Genomic DNA, 16,342 nt, shown 5'->3' with positions numbered 1-16,342 from the left:
GAGACGGACCAGTGGCCGACAACGCGCGGGCGAAGAAGCTGGCGGACCTCATCCAGGTGGTGGTCGCCGAGAAACTGCAGCGCGGTATCAAGGACCCCCGTCTGGGCACGCACGTGACCATCACGGACACCCGGGTCACCGGCGACCTGCGGGAGGCAACGGTCTTCTACACGGTCTACGGGGACGACGAGGAGCGGGCGAGCGCGGCAGCCGGTCTGGAGAGCGCCAAGGGCATTCTCCGGTCGGCGGTCGGCGCGGCGGCGGGGACGAAGTTCACCCCGACGCTGGCGTTCGTGGCGGACGCGCTGCCGGAGAACGCCAAGGCGATCGAAGACCTGCTCGACCGGGCCAGGGCATCGGACGCCAAGGTGCGCGAGGCATCGTCCGGAGCCACCTATGCCGGTGGCGCGGACCCGTATCGCAAGCCGGAAGACGACGAGGACAGCACCTCCGAATGACAGAGCAGAACAAGACACCGGGGAAAGCGAGCGGGAGCGAAGCGACCCCGGGCAGGGGTGGCGGCGGCAGGAGTGGTGGTGGCGGGCCCCGGGGGGACGGCCTCGTCATCGTCGACAAGCCGTCCGGCTTCACCTCGCACGACGTGGTGGCCAAGATGCGCGGGATCGCCAGGACCCGCCGGGTGGGTCACGCCGGCACCCTCGACCCGATGGCTACCGGGGTACTGGTTCTCGGCGTCGAGAGGGCGACCAAGATGCTCGGGTACCTGGCGCTGACCGAGAAGGAGTACCTCGGCACCATCCGGCTCGGCCAGAACACGGTGACCGATGACGCGGAGGGCGAGATCACCTCGTCCACCGACGCCTCCGGGGTCACCCGTGAGGCGATCGACGCGGGCGTGGCGAAGCAGACCGGTGCCATCATGCAGGTGCCCTCCAAGGTCAGCGCCATCAAGATCGACGGCAAGCGCTCGTACGCACGGGTGCGCGGCGGTGAGGACTTCGAGATTCCGGCCCGCCCGGTGACGGTCTCCTCGTTCCAGGTGTACGACGTCCGCCCGGCCGTCGCAGAGGACGGCACACACGTCGTCGACCTGGTCGTCTCCGTGGTCTGCTCATCCGGTACGTACGTCCGCGCCATCGCCCGTGATCTGGGCGCCGAGACCGGTGTCGGGGGGCACTTGACGGCGCTGCGGCGTACTCGGGTCGGCCCCTACGGGCTGGACACGGCGCGGACCCTGGACCAGCTCCAGGAAGAGCTCACCGTGATGCCGGCCGCCGAAGCCGCTGCCGCCGCGTTCCCCCGCTGGGACGTCGACGAGAAGCGGGCACGTTTGTTGCTCAACGGAGTCCGGCTCGACATGCCGGCCCATCCGGCCGGGGCGGTGGCCGCGTTCGGTCCCGACGGGCGCTTCCTCGCCCTGGTCGAGGACCAGCACGGAAAGTCCAAGAGCCTCGCCGTCTTCGGCTGAGGCCCCGGCGTAGAGCCTCGTCGCAGCGTCTCATCGTGGAGCGGACAGGGCCCGTTGTCCGCTCCACGATCCCCCTCGGAAGGGGTCTGTCCAATCCGCGTCCGCGATTCACTCCAATGGGCAGGCGCTCGGAGTGAATGACCGGAGTGTTGGGGGGCGCTTTCGGCCTGCGACCTTCTGCCGGCGATCATCCCGCGCCTACCGTCGATGACATGGGAAGCGGGGAGACGCTGGTACGCATCTGCGATCCGGCAGGGCGGCCGCGGGGCACCGGCTTCGTCGCCGACGACCGGGGCACGGTGGTGACCAGCCACGAGGTGGTCGACGGACTGGCCGGGGTCATGCTGCACGCCCCGGGCGGACGGAGCTGCCTCGCGGCGGGCGATGCGATGACCGTACTGCCCGAGCTGGGACTCGCGCTGCTCCGCACCGATGGCCTGGGCCGGCGGCCGCTGCCCATCTCCACCAGGGAGACCGTCGAGACCGGCACCTACGTACGGGTCGCGGTACACGGCTGGCTCGAGGCACGGGTGCTGGGCCTGTCACCGGTGACGTATGCGGCGGCCGGCCGCAGCCATCTGCTCGACGCCGCACTGGAGTTGGCGATGGGGACGGAGGGCAGCGATGCGCTGCGGCGCGGCGGCGCGGCAGCCGGTGGCCCGGTCGTCGACGCCACCACGGGGGCGGTGCTCGGCGTGCTCGGCACCGCACTGCGGGGCGCCCATCCGGCCGCCGGCCTGGCGGTGCCGCTGCGCGGCGCCGCGCTCGCCCCGCTGCTGCGGCGTAACGCGGCGACCGTGCCGGGCCACGGGCGCGACCTCAATCTCGCCGGAGTGCTGGAACTGACCGCCCTCTCGGTGGGGTCGTCCGGCGGGCCCGCCGCTTGGCCCGAGCCGGTGGAACGGGCCGCCCTCCTCCGCGAGTTGGCCGAGTTCACGACCGGTGACAGCTGCCTGCTCGGCCTGGTCGGCGATCCGGGCACCGGCCGGACGACGGAACTCAGAGCCCTTGCCGCCCGCCGCGCCCTCGGTGCGCAACCGGCCCCGACCCTCTGGCTGCGCGGTGCGGAGCTGCGAGCCGACGACACCTCGGTGGCCGACGCCCTGAGCCGTACCCTCCGGCAAGCGGGCCGGATCGTGGCTGCCGGGGAAACGGACAGCGCTACCCCGGAGCAGATCGCCCGGATCTCCGCCGGAGCCGGGCAGCCGCTGCTGGTGCTGCTCGACAGCCCGGAGGAGATGCCGGCGGCGCAGGCACCGGCGGTGTGGACAGCGCGGACGGTGCGGTGGCTGCGTGCGCACAACGTGCGAATGATCATCGGATGCCGGCCGGAACACTGGGAGCAGCTGCCGCTCCCGGGCGCACCGCGCGTGTCGATGGGCGACCTGCTCCCTCAGGAAGCCGCCGTGGCACGGCAGCGTTACGGCATCCCCGACGGGTCGCTCGCAGCCGAGGACGCCGGGCACCCGCTGACCCTGCGGATGCTCGCCGAGGTGCGGGCGGCGCTGCCCGGTGGCGTGGACGGCTGTCCCACCCGGGAAGACGTCTTCACCGGGTATCTGGGCCTGGTATGTCTGCGCATCGCGGTGCGGATCGCTGCCTCCCGCGACACTGCTGTGAGCGGCAGCGCGGTACGGAGGCTGGCGACGCGGGTCTCGGGACAGGTGCACGAGGCGGCGCGGCGCTGCCTGGGGCCCGGCCAGGGTGAGCTGGACCGCGCATCCTTCGAGGAACTCTTCCCCTGGCCCACGGGCTGGGCGCCCGCGGTCCTCGCGGAAGGCCTGCTGACCCCCGCGGGACCCGGCTACCGCTTCGCTCACAGTGAGCTCGCCGACTGGCTGCAGGCCGAGCATCTCGACCTGGACGCGGCACTGTACGCGCTGGTGCACCGCCGGTCCGGCCCTGACGGTTGTCGCGGGGGCGGCGGAGCCACCGGGCCGGGGGAAGACGCTCCGGTGCCGGCGCCGGCGGTTCCCCGGCACCGGATCGGTCCCGTGGTACAGGCGCTGCTCCTGCTGGAGCGCCGGCACGGCCCGCACGAACTGGGGCGCAGACTCGGGGACCTGATCGAAACCCTGGACCGGTTGCACCGTCCGGAACCCGGCGAGGCCGAGCCGCGCGCCGAACCGGATCAGGACAGCGAGGCCCGGTGGTGGGCGGCCCGTCTGCTGGCTGACGTCCTGCTGCGGCTGCCAGACCCCCGCAGCCAGCTCGGCGTGCTGCGGATCCTGGCGGACCGGATCGCCCTGCTGTCGGTGCGCTCGGACAGCCCCGGGCACCTCTGTGGCTTCCAGCGGTTCGGCAGCGCCTTCTGGGAACAGCTGAGGATCGGCGAGAGCCGGCGCATCGACCTGCTGCGGCGGCTGGTACCGGCCGACGGCGCACGCGGCAGCCTCGTCAGATGCGGCAGCCCCCTCGCAGCGGGCAGCGGCACCCCGTCCGGTGGGCGGGGGTCCGGCGCGCAGGCACGGCGTGCGCAGTCCGCCGACCGCTATCTGGACGCCGTGGCCCGGCGGCTCGCCGCCGATCCGCGGTCCGTACAGCCCTTGCTGTGCCGCTGGTTCACCGACGAACGGCCGCTGCCCTCCGCCGTACACAGCGAGCTGAGCCCCACCGTCGCGGGCGCCGCACAAGCGCTGCTGTACGCACGGCGCGGCCTCGCCGTCGACGACCTCGCCGAGGCACTGGTGGCCACCACGCATCCCCGCGCCGAGGAGCTGCTCGCCGCGCTGACCGAGGATGACCCGTCCGCGATGTGCCGCGCCGTCGACCGCTGGGCACACGACGACCGGCCCGAGCGGTGGGCCGCCGCGGCCGCCCACATCGGGCCGGTAGCCGGTCACGCGAGAACCGGCGCCGCTCGCGAGTTGTTGCACTACGCCGCACGCGCGCTCCTGGCCCGCCCCGACGACGCATCACTCCACGGGCCCGCTCTGGAGCTGCTCATCAGGGATCCGCGGACCCGGGAGCGTCATCTGCCCCGGGCCATGGCGCTCTACGCGGCCGGACATCCGACCTTGCCCGTGGCCGCCCTCGCCGCAGCGCTGCCCACCTGTCCGGAGGCGGTGCGCACAGCCCTCGTCCGGGACTGTGCCGACCGCCGTCCCGACGGCGCCGCGCAAGCGGCGGCCCTCGTCGATCACCTACTCGAGCACGACCTGCCGGACCGCGACCTCCCGGGCGCTGTCCTTCCGGATTCCCGCGCGCTCCTCCTCCCGCTGGTCACCGGCCTGCTGCACGGCCGGCCCGGCCGCGTGCGCAGCGCCCTGGCCGCGGTACTCGCCGCACCCGGCCGCCGGTGCGCACAGCACCTGCGGGACGAGTTGCTCGACCTGCTCCTGGACTACGAGCGGTACGGGGCGGGCAGGGAAGCCGGGGAGGACACCTCGGTAGCGGAGGCGCTGCTGCGGGCCGCCGCGCTGGGTTGCGGCCGCCGCGCCGAGTTCCGAACCCGCGACCTCGTCCACCGGACCGGCCTGCTGATGGGCCGCACCCCGGAGGGCGCGGCGCGGTTCGACCGGCAGCTCGTCGCACTCTGTCGCGAGATGCCAGGACTTGCCGCGCTGGTCGCGGACTGGCTGGCGGTGGCGCCGCAGGAGTGGGCCGTGGTGGTGGGGCCGAGCACCCTTCGGACCGTCGAGAAGCTGGGTGCGCACATGCCGATGCAAACCGCGCACGCATGACATGGCAGTCTTAGACCTGCATGAGTGCACAGCAATGATCATGTACACGGGTTCGGGCGAGGAGCGGGTCTCAGTGCAGCGCTGGCGTGGCTTGGAGGACATTCCCCAGGACTGGGGACGCAGCGTCGTCACCATCGGCTCGTACGACGGCGTACACCGCGGTCACCAGCTGATCATCGGACGGACCGTGCAGCGCGCCCGCGAACTGGGGATGCCCTCCGTCGTCGTCACCTTCGACCCGCATCCCAGCGAGGTCGTCCGCCCCGGCAGCCACCCGCCGCTGCTCGCGCCGCACCACCGGCGTGCCGAGCTGATGGCCGAACTGGGCGTGGACGCTCAGCTGATCCTGCCGTTCACCGCCGAGTTCTCGAAGTTGTCACCCGCCGACTTCATCGTGAAGGTCCTGGTGGACAAGCTGCACGCGCGGCTGGTCATCGAGGGCCCCAACTTCCGCTTCGGCCACAAGGCGGCCGGCAACGTCGACGTGCTGGCCGAGTGCGGCACGACGTACGACTACCGGGTCGAGGTCGTCGATCTCTCAGTGAGCGGAGAGGCGGGCGGTGGCGAGCCGTTCTCCTCGACCCTGACTCGCCGCCTGGTCGCCGAGGGTGACATGACGGGCGCGGCGGAGATCCTCGGCCGCCCGCACCGCGTCGAGGGCGTCGTGGTGCGCGGTGCCCAGCGCGGCCGTGAGCTGGGCTTCCCGACGGCGAACGTCGAGACGCTGCCGCACACGGCCATCCCGGCGGACGGGGTCTACGCGGGGTGGCTGACCGCCGACGACGAGCGGATGCCGGCGGCGATCTCGGTCGGCTCCAACCCCCAGTTCGCCGGTACGGAGCGCACGGTGGAGGCCTACGCCATCGACCGCGTCGGGCTCGATCTGTACGGGATGCACGTAGCGGTCGACTTCCTGGCCTATGTACGCGGCATGGAGAAGTTCGAGTCCATCGACGCGCTGCTGGTGGCCATCGCCGACGACGTGAAGCGTTGCACCGCCCTGATCGAGGCGTACGAACAGCGCTGAGCCGGGACCGGGCCCTCGTGCTCAATACACCTAGGAGGCGGCGACCGTCTCCGACGCCTTGAGCGCCGTCGCCCAGTGGCAGGCCACCCGGTTCCCGGTATCGCTGCTCGGCAGGACCGGCAGATCCTGCGTACGGCAGGCGTCCGCCACCCCGGCGCGCTCCGCCTCACCGGAGGCGAGGATGTGGCAGCGGGCGTGGAACCGGCAGCCGGACGGAACCCGCGACGGGTCCGGGGGCTCGCCGGTGAGCACCACCGGATCACCCTCGGCGTCCGGCATCACCGACAGCAGCGCCTGCGTGTACGGATGCCGGGGCGCCGTCAGGATCTCGTCCACCTCGCCCATCTCGACGATCCGGCCGAGGTACATCACCGCGACCCGGTCGGCGATGTTCCAGGCGAGCCCCAGGTCATGGGTGACGACCAGGGCGGAGAGGCCCAGTTCGTCACGCAGCCTGAGCAGCAGGGCGAGGATCTCCCCGCGGACCGACGCGTCCAGCGACGCCACCGGTTCGTCGGCCACGATCAGTTCCGGCTCCAGCACCAGCGCGCCGGCGATCACCACACGCTGGCGCTGCCCGCCCGACAACTCGTGCGGATAGCGCAGGAAGAACCTCTCGGGCGGCCGCAGCCCCGCCCGCGACAGCGCCTCGGCCACCGCGGCCCGCTCGTCTCCCGTGGAGCCGTGGATGCGCAGGCCCTCCGCCACCGCCTCGTACACCGTGTGACGCGGATTCAGCGAACCGCTGGGGTCCTGCAGCACCAACTGGACCCGCTTGCGGTAGGCCTTGAGCGCCCGCGAGGAGTAGTCGAACGGCTTACCGTCGAACATCACCTGCCCCGCCGTCGGCCGGACCAGGCCCAGCAGTGAGCGGGCCAGCGTGGTCTTGCCGCATCCGGACTCGCCGACCAGCGCGACGATCTCACCCGGCCGGATGTCGAGGTCGACCCCGTCGACCGCGCGTGCCTCGGGGCCTCCGCGCCGCCCGGGGAACGCTACTTCCAGCCCCGCCGTGCCGATCAGGGGAGTGGTGGTCATGAGGTGCTCCTTGCTTCCTCGGCGCCCTGCTGCGCCGCCCCGGGGTGATCGGCCGCCGGTGGCCCGATGAGCACACAGGCCGCCTGACGACCGTGCCCGGCGTCCCGCAGCACCTGGTCCTCGGTGGCACACACCTCCAGCGCCGCGGGGCAGCGTGGATGGAACGTACAGCCCGAGGGCAGCGCCGCCGGGTCGGGCGGATCACCGGGCAGCCCGCAGGGCGCGCGACGGGACACGGCGTCACCGATCCGCGGGAAGGCGCCGGACAGGGCGCTGCTGTACGGATGCGCGGCGGCGGTGAAGACCTGTTGGGCCGGGCCCTCCTCGACGACGCGGCCCGCATACATCACCGCCAGCCGGTCGCAGGTGTCGGCGAGCACGGCCAGGTCGTGGCTGATCATCAGCAGGCTGATGTCCTGCTCCGCAACCAACTGCTCGATGAGCCGGAGGATCTGGGCCTGGATCATCACATCGAGCGCGGTGGTCGGCTCGTCCGCCACGATCAGCTGCGGGTCGCAGGCCAGCGCCATCGCGATCATCACCCGCTGGCGCATACCGCCGGAGAGTTCGTGCGGATAGGCGTCCATCCGGGCGGCCGGCAGCCCGACCTGCTCGAGCAGGTCGCCGGCCCGTCGTCGGGCGGCCGCCGGTGTCGCCTGGCGATGCACCAGAAGCGGTTCGGCGATCTGGTCGCCGATCCGGTGCACCGCGTTCAGCGAGTGCATCGCGCCCTGGAAGACGATCGACGCACCGGCCCAGCGGACGGCCCGCAGCCTGCCCCACTTCATGGTGAGGACGTCCTCGCCGTCGAGCAGGATCTCACCGGCCAGCTTCGCCGAGGCGGGCAGCAGGCGCAGCAGCGCCAGCGCCAGGGTCGACTTCCCGCATCCCGACTCACCGGCGATGCCGAGTTTCTGCCCGGCTGCCACGGTCAGGTCCACACCGCGGACGGCGGGGACCGCGGTCGCCCCCGACCCGTAGGTCACGTGCAGGCCCTTGATTTCGAGGAGGCTCAACGGGCCACCCCCAGCTTCGGATTGAGCACGGCCTCGACGGCACGGCCGCAGAGGGTGAAGGAGAGTGCGACCAGCGCGATGGCGATACCGGGCGGCGCCAGATACCACCAGTGCCCCGAGGAGACCGCGCCCGCCTCGCGCGCGTCCTGGAGCATGCCGCCCCAGGAGATGACCGTCGGGTCTCCGAGTCCCAGGAAGGCGAGCGTCGCCTCGGTGAGGATCGCGTTGGAGATGCCGAGCGTCGTCTGGGCGAGCACCAGCGGTACGACGTTGGGCAGCACGTGCCGCGCCATGACGTGACCGTGGCCGCCGCCGAGCGCCCGCGCGCGTTCGATGTAGGGCCGCGATTCGACGGCGATGGTCTGCGCCCGCACGAGCCGGGCCGTGGTCGGCCAACTGGTGACACCGATCGCCAGGATCACCGTCCAGACGGAGTGATTGAGCACCGTCGCCAGCACAATCGCGAGCACCAGCGTCGGCATCACCAGGAACCAGTCGGTGATCCGCATCAGGACCGTCGCGAACCAGCCCCCGAAGTGCCCGGCGATGATGCCGACGAGAGTCCCGATGGCCACCGAGAGGGCGGCGGCGAGCAGCCCCACGGTGAGCGAGATGCGCGCCCCCCACACCAACAGGCCGAGCAGTGAACGCCCGAACTGGTCGGTGCCGAGCGGGAACTCGCCGCTCGGCGACTCGAGGGCCGTGCCAGGAGCCTTGGTCACACTCTGCACGTCACCGCCGACCAGCAGCGGCGCGGCCAGCGCGATCACCGCGATCAGCACCAGCCCGGCAAGTCCGAAGACACCAGCCCGGTGTGTGCGGTACTGCTGCCAGAAACGGGCCACCGAATGCCGGCGTCTGGCCCACGCCAGCGAGCCGGCGGTCTGCTGGCCGGTCTGTTGTGCGGTCGTCATCGGCCCACCCTGGGATCGAGCAGCGGATAGAGCAGATCGGCCAGCAGGTTCATCACGATCATCGCGCCGGCGAACACCACGAACAGTCCCTGCACCAGCGGCAGGTCGGGCACGCTCAGCGCCTGGTAGAACAGGCCGCCGAGACCCGGCCAGGAGAAGACGGTCTCCACCAGGATCGAACCGGCGGCCACATGGCCGAAGTTGATGAAAACCATCGTGACGGTGGGCAGCAGTGCATTGGGCACGGCGTGGTGCCGGCGGACGAGATCGTCGCGCAGTCCCTTGGCCCGCGCCGTCGTCAGGTAGTCGCTGCCCATCTCGTCGAGCAGCGAGGAGCGCATCACCAGCAGCGTCTGGGCGTAACCGACCGCCACCAGGGTGATGACCGGCAGGACCATGTGGTGCGCCACATCAGTGACGTACGCGAAGCCGGTGAGACCACCGGATTCCATGCCGCCGGTGGGGAACATGCCGGGAATCGGGCCGATGCCGACCGAGAAGATGATGATCAGCAGAAGTCCCAGCCAGAAGGACGGCACCGACCAGAGCGTGAGCGCCACCCCTGTGTTGACCTTGTCGCCGAGTCCGCCGTGGCCCCACGCGGAACGGGTGCCGAGCCAGAGACCGAGCGCCGAGTAGATCACCACGGCAACTCCGGTGAGCAGCAGCGTCGCGGGCACCTTCTGCGTGATCAGGTCCCAGACCGGGGCGTGGAACTGATAGGAGGTGCCCAGGTCGCCGCTGAGCGCCTTCGTGCAGTACTCGGTGAACTGACGCCACATCGGCAGATCGAGCCCCAGTTGCTGACGCAGATGCGCCAGCTGAGCGGGGGAGACCGGGCGGCCGTGCGTCATGGTGCGCACCGGGTCGCCCGGGATCACCCGGAACAGGAAGAAGCTGGTGACCAGGACGGCGAGCAGCGAGACGGCGGCGCCGGCGAGCTTGCCGCCCACGTACACGAGATACGCGGTCGCGTTACGGGTGCGGGGGCCGGACGGCCCGGTCTTCACCTGGACCGGGCCGTCGGCCGCACCCTCCGCGAGCGGAGTGGTGCTGGGAGCGCTCATGGATTATTCACGGTCTTCCGCGGTGGAACGGCGGCGCAGGGCGACGAAGCCTCCGAGCCCGATGACGATGACGGCCGCGACGATGCCGATGATGAGGCCGGTCGAGGAGCCCGACGACGTGGCGGTGCTACTGCTCGCCGGAACCGCCGACCACCAGCTCCAGTAGCCGTCCTGGCCCCAGATGTTGCCTGCGGCCTCGGGCATCGTCTCGATGGACTTGATCTGATCGGTACGGTACGCCTCGACGGCGTTCGGGTACGCCATGACATTCATGTATCCGGTGTCGTACAGCCGCGATTCCATCTGCTTCACCAGATCGGCCCGCTTGGCCGGGTCGTACTCGGCGCCCTGTTGGGCGTACAGCTCGTCGAACTTCTTGTCGCAGATGAAGTTGTCGGTGGCTCCGGTGTCCTTGGGCGTGGCGGGCAGCGCGGCGCAGGTGTGAATGGAGAGGACGTAGTCCGGGTCGGGGTTGACCGAGTAGCCGTCGAAGGCCAGGTCGTAGTTACCGGCCAGCCAGGGGTCGGAGACGTTGTCCAGGCAGTCGACCGTGAGGCCGATGCCGAGCTTGCCCCACCACTCCTTCATGTACTTGCCGATGGCCTTGTCGTTCGGGTCGGTGGCATGGCAGAGGATGCGGAAGCTGAGCGGCTTTCCGTCCTTACCGAGGCGTTTGCCCGCGCTGTTCTTCCGGTAGCCCGCCTCGTCGAGCAGACTGGCCGCCTTGGCCGGGTCGTACGAGACCTTCTGGTCCGCGGCCGGCTTCCAGAAGTAGTCGGAGAAGCGCGGCGGGATGTAGCCCTCGCCCTGGGCGGCGTGGCCCTGGAAGACCTTGTCGATGATGGTCTTCGTGTCGGTGGCCGCGAAGAGCGCCTTGCGGACCTTCGGGTCGAGCAGCGCGGGGTTGCCGTTGCCGAACTTCTTGCCGTTCTTGGCCTTGGCGCCCGGGTTGGTGGCGAGGGCGTAGAACCTGCGGCCGGGTGCGTCGTTGACCTTGATGTTCTTCTCGGTCCTGAGCGCGGCGGCCTGCGCCGGGGTGAGGCCCTGGACGAAGGAGACCTCGCCCTTCTCCAGCGCGGCCACCGCGGAATCGTTGTCCTTGTAGAACTTGAAGTCCAGTTCGTCGAACTTCGGCGTGCCCCGCCAGAAGGTCTTGTTCGGCTTGAACTTCAGATACTGGTCGACCTTGTAGTCCGTCAGGATGAACGGCCCGTCGCCGACGATCGGGAACTGCTTGTCGTTGTTGAACTTCGAGAAGTCCTTGACCTGCTCCCAGACGTGCTTCGGCACGATCGGCACGTCGAGCGCGGTCATCGTGGCCTGCGGCTTCTTCAACTGGACGACCAGCGTCTGCGGGTCGGGCGCGGTGACCTTCTTGAAGTTCGCGGTGAAGTTGCCGTTCGCGGTGGCCGCGCCCTCGTCGGTCATCATCTTGTTGAACGTCCAGGCCGCGTCGTCGGCTGTGGCCTGCCGGCCGTCCGACCACTTGGAGTTCTTGCGGATGGTGAACGTCCACGTGAGCTTGTCCGGCGAGGTCTTCCAGGCGGTGGCGAGGCCCGGGATCGTGTGGCCGTCCTTGACGTCATAGTTCGTCAGGTAGTCGTACATCAGCCGCAGTGCGGTGGTGGATCCCAGGCGGGTGGCCAGAAAGGGACTCAGCGAGTCGATGCTCTGGTTCACGGCGACAGTGAGGACCTTCTTGCCACCGGACGGAGCATCACCCTTGGTCGTGGCCGCCTGGGCCTGCTGCGGAGCAGGGTTCAGCGGGGTCGCGGCTGCCGCCACGAGCGCGAACGCGGCGGCGCCGGTGGCCAGAAGCAGACGGGTGCGGGAGCGGTGCTGGATGGTGCCGGTCGGAACTCTTCTGTCCATGGGGCGTTGACCTCGCGTCAGGTGAATCATGGAGTCGCCAGCTGGTGAAGCGAAGGTTTATCAGCGGTGGTCTAAACGTGTCAACGTTGGCCTATACCCCATCTGGGCTGCAGAAATGCCTGAAGGCCCACACCGCGCGGACGGTGTGGGCCTTCAGTGGTCTATACCTCTATTGCCTTACTGCTGAGGGGCTGGCGGGGGCTGCTGCCAGCCTTGTCCCGGCGGCGGGTACTGCTGCGGATACTGCTGGCCGCCGTACGGCTGCGGAGGTGACTGCTGCTGCCCGTACGGCTGGGGAGGCTGTGGCTGCTGTGGTGCGTACGGCTGGGGAGGCTGTGGCTGCTGTGGTGCGTACGGCTGGGGAGGCTGTGGCTGCTGCGGTGCGTACGGCTGTTGCTGCGCGCCGCCCGGCATCGGCGGTGCCATGTGCGGCGGCGCGGCCTGACCGTCTCCGGTCCACAACCCCTGGGCCTGCTGCGCCCGCTGGAAGTCCTCGGCGACCAGGGCGGAGAGGTTGAAGTACGCCTCCCGGGTCTTGGGCCGCATCATGTCCAAGTCGACCTCCGCGCCTGCCGACAGATGCTCGTCGAACGGCACGACGACGACCGCGCGGCAGCGGGTCTCGAAGTGCTGCACGATGTCCTCGACCTTGATCATCTTGCCGGTCTCGCGGACCCCCGAGATCACCGTGAGCGAACGGGAGACCAGTTCGGCATAGCCGTGCGCGGAGAGCCAGTCGAGCGTGGTGCTCGCGCTGGACGCACCGTCTACGGACGGAGTGGAGATGATGATCAACTGGTCGGCCAGGTCGAGGACGCCGCGCATCGCGCTGTAGAGCAGACCGGTGCCCGAGTCCGTGAGGATGATCGGGTACTGCTTGCCCAGGACATCGATGGCCCGTCGATAGTCCTCGTCGTTGAACGTGGTGGAAACGGCGGGGTCCACGTCGTTGGCGATGATCTCCAGCCCGGACGGCGCCTGCGAGGTGAACCGGCGGATGTCCATGTAGGAGTTGAGATGAGGGATCGCCTGGACCAGGTCACGAATGGTGGCCCCGGTCTCGCGCCGTACCCGGCGGCCGAGTGTTCCGGCGTCCGGGTTGGCGTCGATCGCCAGAATCTTGTCCTGCCGTTCGGTGGCCAGCGTCGAACCCAGTGCGGTGGTGGTCGTGGTCTTGCCGACGCCGCCCTTGAGGCTGATGACGGCGATCCGATAGCAGGACAGCACCGGTGTGCGGATCAGCTCGAGCTTGCGCTGCCGCTCGGCCTCCTCCTTCTTGCCACCGATCCTGAAGCGGGACGCACCGGCCGGGCCACTGCGGCTGCTCTTCGGCTTCTGCTTGTTCCGGATCAGCCGGTCGGACGAGAGCTCAACGGCCGCCGTATAACCGAGCGGTGCACCGCCCGGGACGGAACGCTCGCGCTGGTCGTGTGCGACAGGCTGCGGCCAGGCCGCCCCCGTGCGGGGATCGACGGGTCCCGGAGGAGGCTGCTGCTCCTGCGGCTGCTGGGGTCCGTTGGGAGCCTCTGCCCCGGGTTGCGGGAAGCCGTATCCGCCCTGCGGCGGGTGGGGCATCTGCGGCGTCTGTGGCCCGCGTGGTGCCGGTGGGCCCTGCGGCTGCTGGGTGGCAGGCAGGTTCTCGGCGGGCGGCGGGAAGCCGTAACCCGCCCGGGGCGCCTGCTGCTGCGGGATCTGCGGTGTCTGCTGCTGGGGGAAGCCATATCCGCCTTGCGGCGACTGGGGCGCCCCGGAGGGCGGCGGGGCCTGGGGCACCTGAGGCGCCTGGGAGGCCTGCGGCGGGAGAGGCAACGGCTGCGGCTGCTGGGCGGGGGGCTGGGCCTGTTGCGGGAACCCGTAACCGCCGTGCGGCGGGTACGGGTTCTGCGGGTACGGATTCTGCGGGTTCTGCGGTCCCTGGGGCGCCGGTGCGCTCTGCGGCGGCTGTTGTTGCGCGGCCGGCAGCTGAGGCGCCGGGGGCGGGAAGCCGTAACCCGCCTGCGGGCCCTGTGGCCCCTGCGGCTGCTGGGCGGGGGGTTGCGCCTGTTGCGGAAAGCCGTAACCGGCCTGGGGCGTCTGCGGAGGCGGCGAATGCGGGATCGCATCCTGCGGAGGCGGCGCCTGCGGAGCCGGTGCCTGCGGGACGGACGGCGGTGGGGTGGGCGGCTGTAGCGGTTCGACGGCCGGGGGCTGCGGCGCGGCGGCCGACCGGGGGTAGCCGTAACCACCCGGAAGGTCGGGTGTGGGGGCGGCCTGTGTCTCCCATGCCGCGGGGGAAGCCGTGGGACCGCCCTGCGGCTGGGACTGATCGGCGGTCGGCGGGGGTGTCGGCCACTGCGAAGCGGGGGGCGGGGTCGCGGGCTGAAACGCCGGGGGCAGCGGCGGCAGCTCACTCTGCGGCCCGTCCGACGGCGCAGGCGACCAGGGCAGCCCCGATGGAGGCGGCGTGTCCTGCGGGACGGCGTCCTGGATCGCGTCCACGGGTACGGCATCGGCGGGTTCATCGGCCGGGCCGTCCGCCTCGGCAGCACCGTCCGTCGTCTCGGCCGTCGTCTGGGCCGCCGCCCCGGAAAGCTCGTCCCGGGTGTCTGCGGCGCTCCATGCCTCAGCGGCCGACTCGTTCCCGGATTCCTCCGGTTCCTTCGGTTCGGGGCTCGCCGGGGCTGCGCTGCTCTCGCCGGCAGGCTCCGAGAGGACCACCGGAGCTTCGGCGCGTTCCCGGGCGGCCTTCGCGGCCGCTTCCAGCTTCTCGAACTCACGCTTCAGCGCGGCCGGTGAGAATTTCATGGTCGCGCCGCTCTCCACGTCGCCACCTCCGAGTGCCTCGGCGGCCTTCTCCGGCCGCTCGGGCTGCCGTTCGGCGGCCGGCTCCGTTTCCCGGGCCGGCGCGCGCTCCGGAGCCGCTTCCGGCTCGGGCGGCGGCGACGGTGTCCAGCTCGGCTGGAACCCCCCGGTCAACGGCAGGCCGGGCACCGCAGCCGGACCTCCGACGGGCGGGCCGGCCTGAACTCGCGGCGGGGGCGGGGGAGTGGAAGCGGGTGGCGGGGTCGGCTCCGGCGCGGGCGTCACCGGCTCCTGTTCCTGCGCGTCCGATTCCTGCGCCTGCGCGTCCGACGCGTTCTGCGTGTACCAGGCCGGCGGGGTGTAGTCGATGGTGAACTCACCCGTCGCCTCGACAGGCTCCGCGTCGGACTGATCGTCGACGGGTGAGTCCGAGCCCCCGCGGATCTCGTCCCGATCGCTGCTCACAATGCCTCCCGCTGGTGGTCGAGCACCCTCGTGCCGTCGTGGTGGGGGGCGACCGTTCCTGTCGTCCGATCCGCCTGGCTCTCCCCGTAAGGACGCGAACGACCCGCTCGCGGGTTCTGGCGTGCGCCCCGTCCCAGCCTAATCACCAATCGCACCGGCACGGCATGGCGGAGTGCACCGGGAACAGTGACCTTTACGTCACGCCCGGCCCAGAAGCTGCCGAGTTGCGTCACATCGCGTCGATCAAAACGTAAGGAAGGCGCCAAAAGCGGACGATATCAGGGCCGTTGTTCCGTTACGGCCGCGGTCCCGCCGTTGTGCGGCGCGGGCTCAAGATCGAACTCGCCGTCCCGGGCCCCCAGTACGAAGGCCCGCCACTCGGCCTCGGTGTAGCGCAGCACCGTGCCGTGGTCGACGGACGATCGCATGGCAACGGCCCCACCGGGCAGATACGCGATCTCGACCCGCTCCTCGTGTTCCGAGGTGCCCGGCGCGCTCTGCCATTCGACCCCCGAGATGTCGAGGGCGTAGAGCTCGTCCTTCTCGCGCTCCTTGCGATCCTTCTCGCCCGATCCCGTTGCATCAGCCATGGCGGCGCGGTCCCTTCCCGACGTAAGAACAAGCTGCCGACCCACCCTACTTGGGCGGCCGGCACCTGCTCACACCTTCGTAACGGTGCATGGTGACGAACGGTTTCAGCGGCTGAGCAGCTCGATCGCGGTACAGGTGCCACCCGCCGCGCCGACCGCCATCACGGTCACCGCCACACAGCGTCTTTTCAGTTGCCGGTAGCGGGCCGTGTACTCGGCGCGCAGCGAGACGGCCCGGTCGGCGATCCGGACGAGCACGGCCCGGGAGACGGCCACCCGGTCGTCGGTGTAGACCCGCTCCACGTCCTCACGCTGCGCGGCCGTCAGCCAGGGCAGTTGCTCCGCGAAGCACACCGCCTGGCGTCGGGCCTCGTCGACCTCGGCGTTCCACAGGAGATATCCCTCGATCTGCACCAGACCGCGTGCCATGTCCCCATCGGCCTCCACGCCGTCTCCTTCC

General features: G+C 70.8%; 12 protein-coding genes. 4 read left to right on the top strand and 8 right to left on the bottom strand.

The genetic code is table 11. The features are described from left to right. The first annotated feature begins 11 nt into the window (after nucleotides 1-11). The 4 genes from rbfA to AB0M87_RS00100 all read left to right on the top strand — a co-directional run bounded on the left by rbfA (nucleotide 12) and on the right by AB0M87_RS00100 (nucleotide 6,139). On the top strand, nucleotides 12-458 hold the full coding sequence (gene rbfA, locus AB0M87_RS00115; protein WP_365848837.1) for a 30S ribosome-binding factor RbfA: 447 nt from the start codon (nucleotides 12-14) through the stop codon (nucleotides 456-458). Further along, nucleotides 455-1,429 carry a tRNA pseudouridine(55) synthase TruB gene (truB, locus tag AB0M87_RS00110; protein WP_365848836.1) on the top strand — a complete coding sequence of 325 codons (975 nt, stop codon included), beginning with the start codon at nucleotides 455-457 and terminating at the stop codon, nucleotides 1,427-1,429. Before rbfA ends, truB begins: the two co-directional genes overlap by 4 nt. A 212-nt stretch (nucleotides 1,430-1,641) precedes the next feature. Next, nucleotides 1,642-5,112 (top strand): serine protease, encoded by a 3,471-nt coding sequence (locus AB0M87_RS00105; protein ID WP_365848834.1) that lies wholly within the window; start codon nucleotides 1,642-1,644, stop codon nucleotides 5,110-5,112. A gap of 73 nt (nucleotides 5,113-5,185) precedes the next feature. After that, nucleotides 5,186-6,139 (top strand): bifunctional riboflavin kinase/FAD synthetase, encoded by a 954-nt coding sequence (locus AB0M87_RS00100; protein ID WP_365849827.1) that lies wholly within the window; start codon nucleotides 5,186-5,188, stop codon nucleotides 6,137-6,139. A 30-nt stretch (nucleotides 6,140-6,169) separates the two neighbouring features. Here AB0M87_RS00100 and AB0M87_RS00095 read toward each other — a convergent pair whose 3' ends face one another. The 8 genes from AB0M87_RS00095 to AB0M87_RS00060 all read right to left on the bottom strand — a co-directional run bounded on the left by AB0M87_RS00095 (nucleotide 6,170) and on the right by AB0M87_RS00060 (nucleotide 16,329). Then, entirely contained in the window at nucleotides 6,170-7,177 is a 1,008-nt protein-coding gene (locus tag AB0M87_RS00095; RefSeq protein ID WP_365848833.1) for an ABC transporter ATP-binding protein, read from the bottom strand. Continuing rightward, a complete protein-coding gene (locus AB0M87_RS00090) occupies nucleotides 7,174-8,244 on the bottom strand; it encodes an ABC transporter ATP-binding protein (RefSeq protein WP_365849826.1) in 1,071 nt (356 codons plus the stop codon). Before AB0M87_RS00090 ends, AB0M87_RS00095 begins: the two co-directional genes overlap by 4 nt. Then, nucleotides 8,190-9,107: an ABC transporter permease gene (locus tag AB0M87_RS00085; protein WP_365848831.1), complete on the bottom strand. Its 918-nt coding sequence runs from the start codon at nucleotides 9,105-9,107 to the stop codon at nucleotides 8,190-8,192. The genes AB0M87_RS00090 and AB0M87_RS00085 overlap by 55 nt, the downstream gene beginning before the upstream one ends. Beyond that, nucleotides 9,104-10,174, bottom strand: coding sequence for an ABC transporter permease (locus AB0M87_RS00080; protein ID WP_365848829.1), 1,071 nt, complete (start codon nucleotides 10,172-10,174; stop codon nucleotides 9,104-9,106). The genes AB0M87_RS00085 and AB0M87_RS00080 overlap by 4 nt, the downstream gene beginning before the upstream one ends. 3 nt (nucleotides 10,175-10,177) lie before the next feature. Continuing rightward, nucleotides 10,178-12,046, bottom strand: coding sequence for an ABC transporter substrate-binding protein (locus AB0M87_RS00075; RefSeq protein ID WP_365848828.1), 1,869 nt, complete (start codon nucleotides 12,044-12,046; stop codon nucleotides 10,178-10,180). Nucleotides 12,047-12,223: 177 nt separating this feature from the next. After that, on the bottom strand, nucleotides 12,224-15,292 hold the full coding sequence (locus AB0M87_RS00070) for an SCO5717 family growth-regulating ATPase (protein WP_365848826.1): 3,069 nt from the start codon (nucleotides 15,290-15,292) through the stop codon (nucleotides 12,224-12,226). A 278-nt stretch (nucleotides 15,293-15,570) separates the two neighbouring features. Continuing rightward, the gene (locus AB0M87_RS00065) at nucleotides 15,571-15,882 is read right to left on the bottom strand and encodes a DUF397 domain-containing protein (RefSeq protein WP_365848825.1); all 312 of its coding nucleotides are present in this window, start codon (nucleotides 15,880-15,882) and stop codon (nucleotides 15,571-15,573) included. Between the two features lie 105 nt (nucleotides 15,883-15,987). Next, the gene (locus tag AB0M87_RS00060; protein WP_365848824.1) at nucleotides 15,988-16,329 is read right to left on the bottom strand and encodes a hypothetical protein; all 342 of its coding nucleotides are present in this window, start codon (nucleotides 16,327-16,329) and stop codon (nucleotides 15,988-15,990) included. Nucleotides 16,330-16,342: the final 13 nt, after the last annotated feature.

The organism is Streptomyces sp. NPDC051320 (assembly GCF_040682175.1).
Classification (GTDB): Bacteria; Actinomycetota; Actinomycetes; order Streptomycetales; family Streptomycetaceae; genus Streptomyces.
Note: the sequence above shows the minus strand (reverse complement) of the source record. Positions and strands in the feature narration are given on the sequence as shown.

Coding starts and splice junctions, on each gene's coding strand:
- truB (WP_365848836.1), top strand. CDS start 455: ATGACAGAGCAGAACAAGACACCGGGGAAAGCGAGCGGGAGCGAAGCG.
- AB0M87_RS00105 (WP_365848834.1), top strand. CDS start 1,642: ATGGGAAGCGGGGAGACGCTGGTACGCATCTGCGATCCGGCAGGGCGG.
- AB0M87_RS00095 (WP_365848833.1), bottom strand. CDS start 7,177: ATGACCACCACTCCCCTGATCGGCACGGCGGGGCTGGAAGTAGCGTTC.
- AB0M87_RS00085 (WP_365848831.1), bottom strand. CDS start 9,107: ATGACGACCGCACAACAGACCGGCCAGCAGACCGCCGGCTCGCTGGCG.
- AB0M87_RS00080 (WP_365848829.1), bottom strand. CDS start 10,174: ATGAGCGCTCCCAGCACCACTCCGCTCGCGGAGGGTGCGGCCGACGGC.
- AB0M87_RS00075 (WP_365848828.1), bottom strand. CDS start 12,046: ATGGACAGAAGAGTTCCGACCGGCACCATCCAGCACCGCTCCCGCACC.
- AB0M87_RS00065 (WP_365848825.1), bottom strand. CDS start 15,882: ATGGCTGATGCAACGGGATCGGGCGAGAAGGATCGCAAGGAGCGCGAG.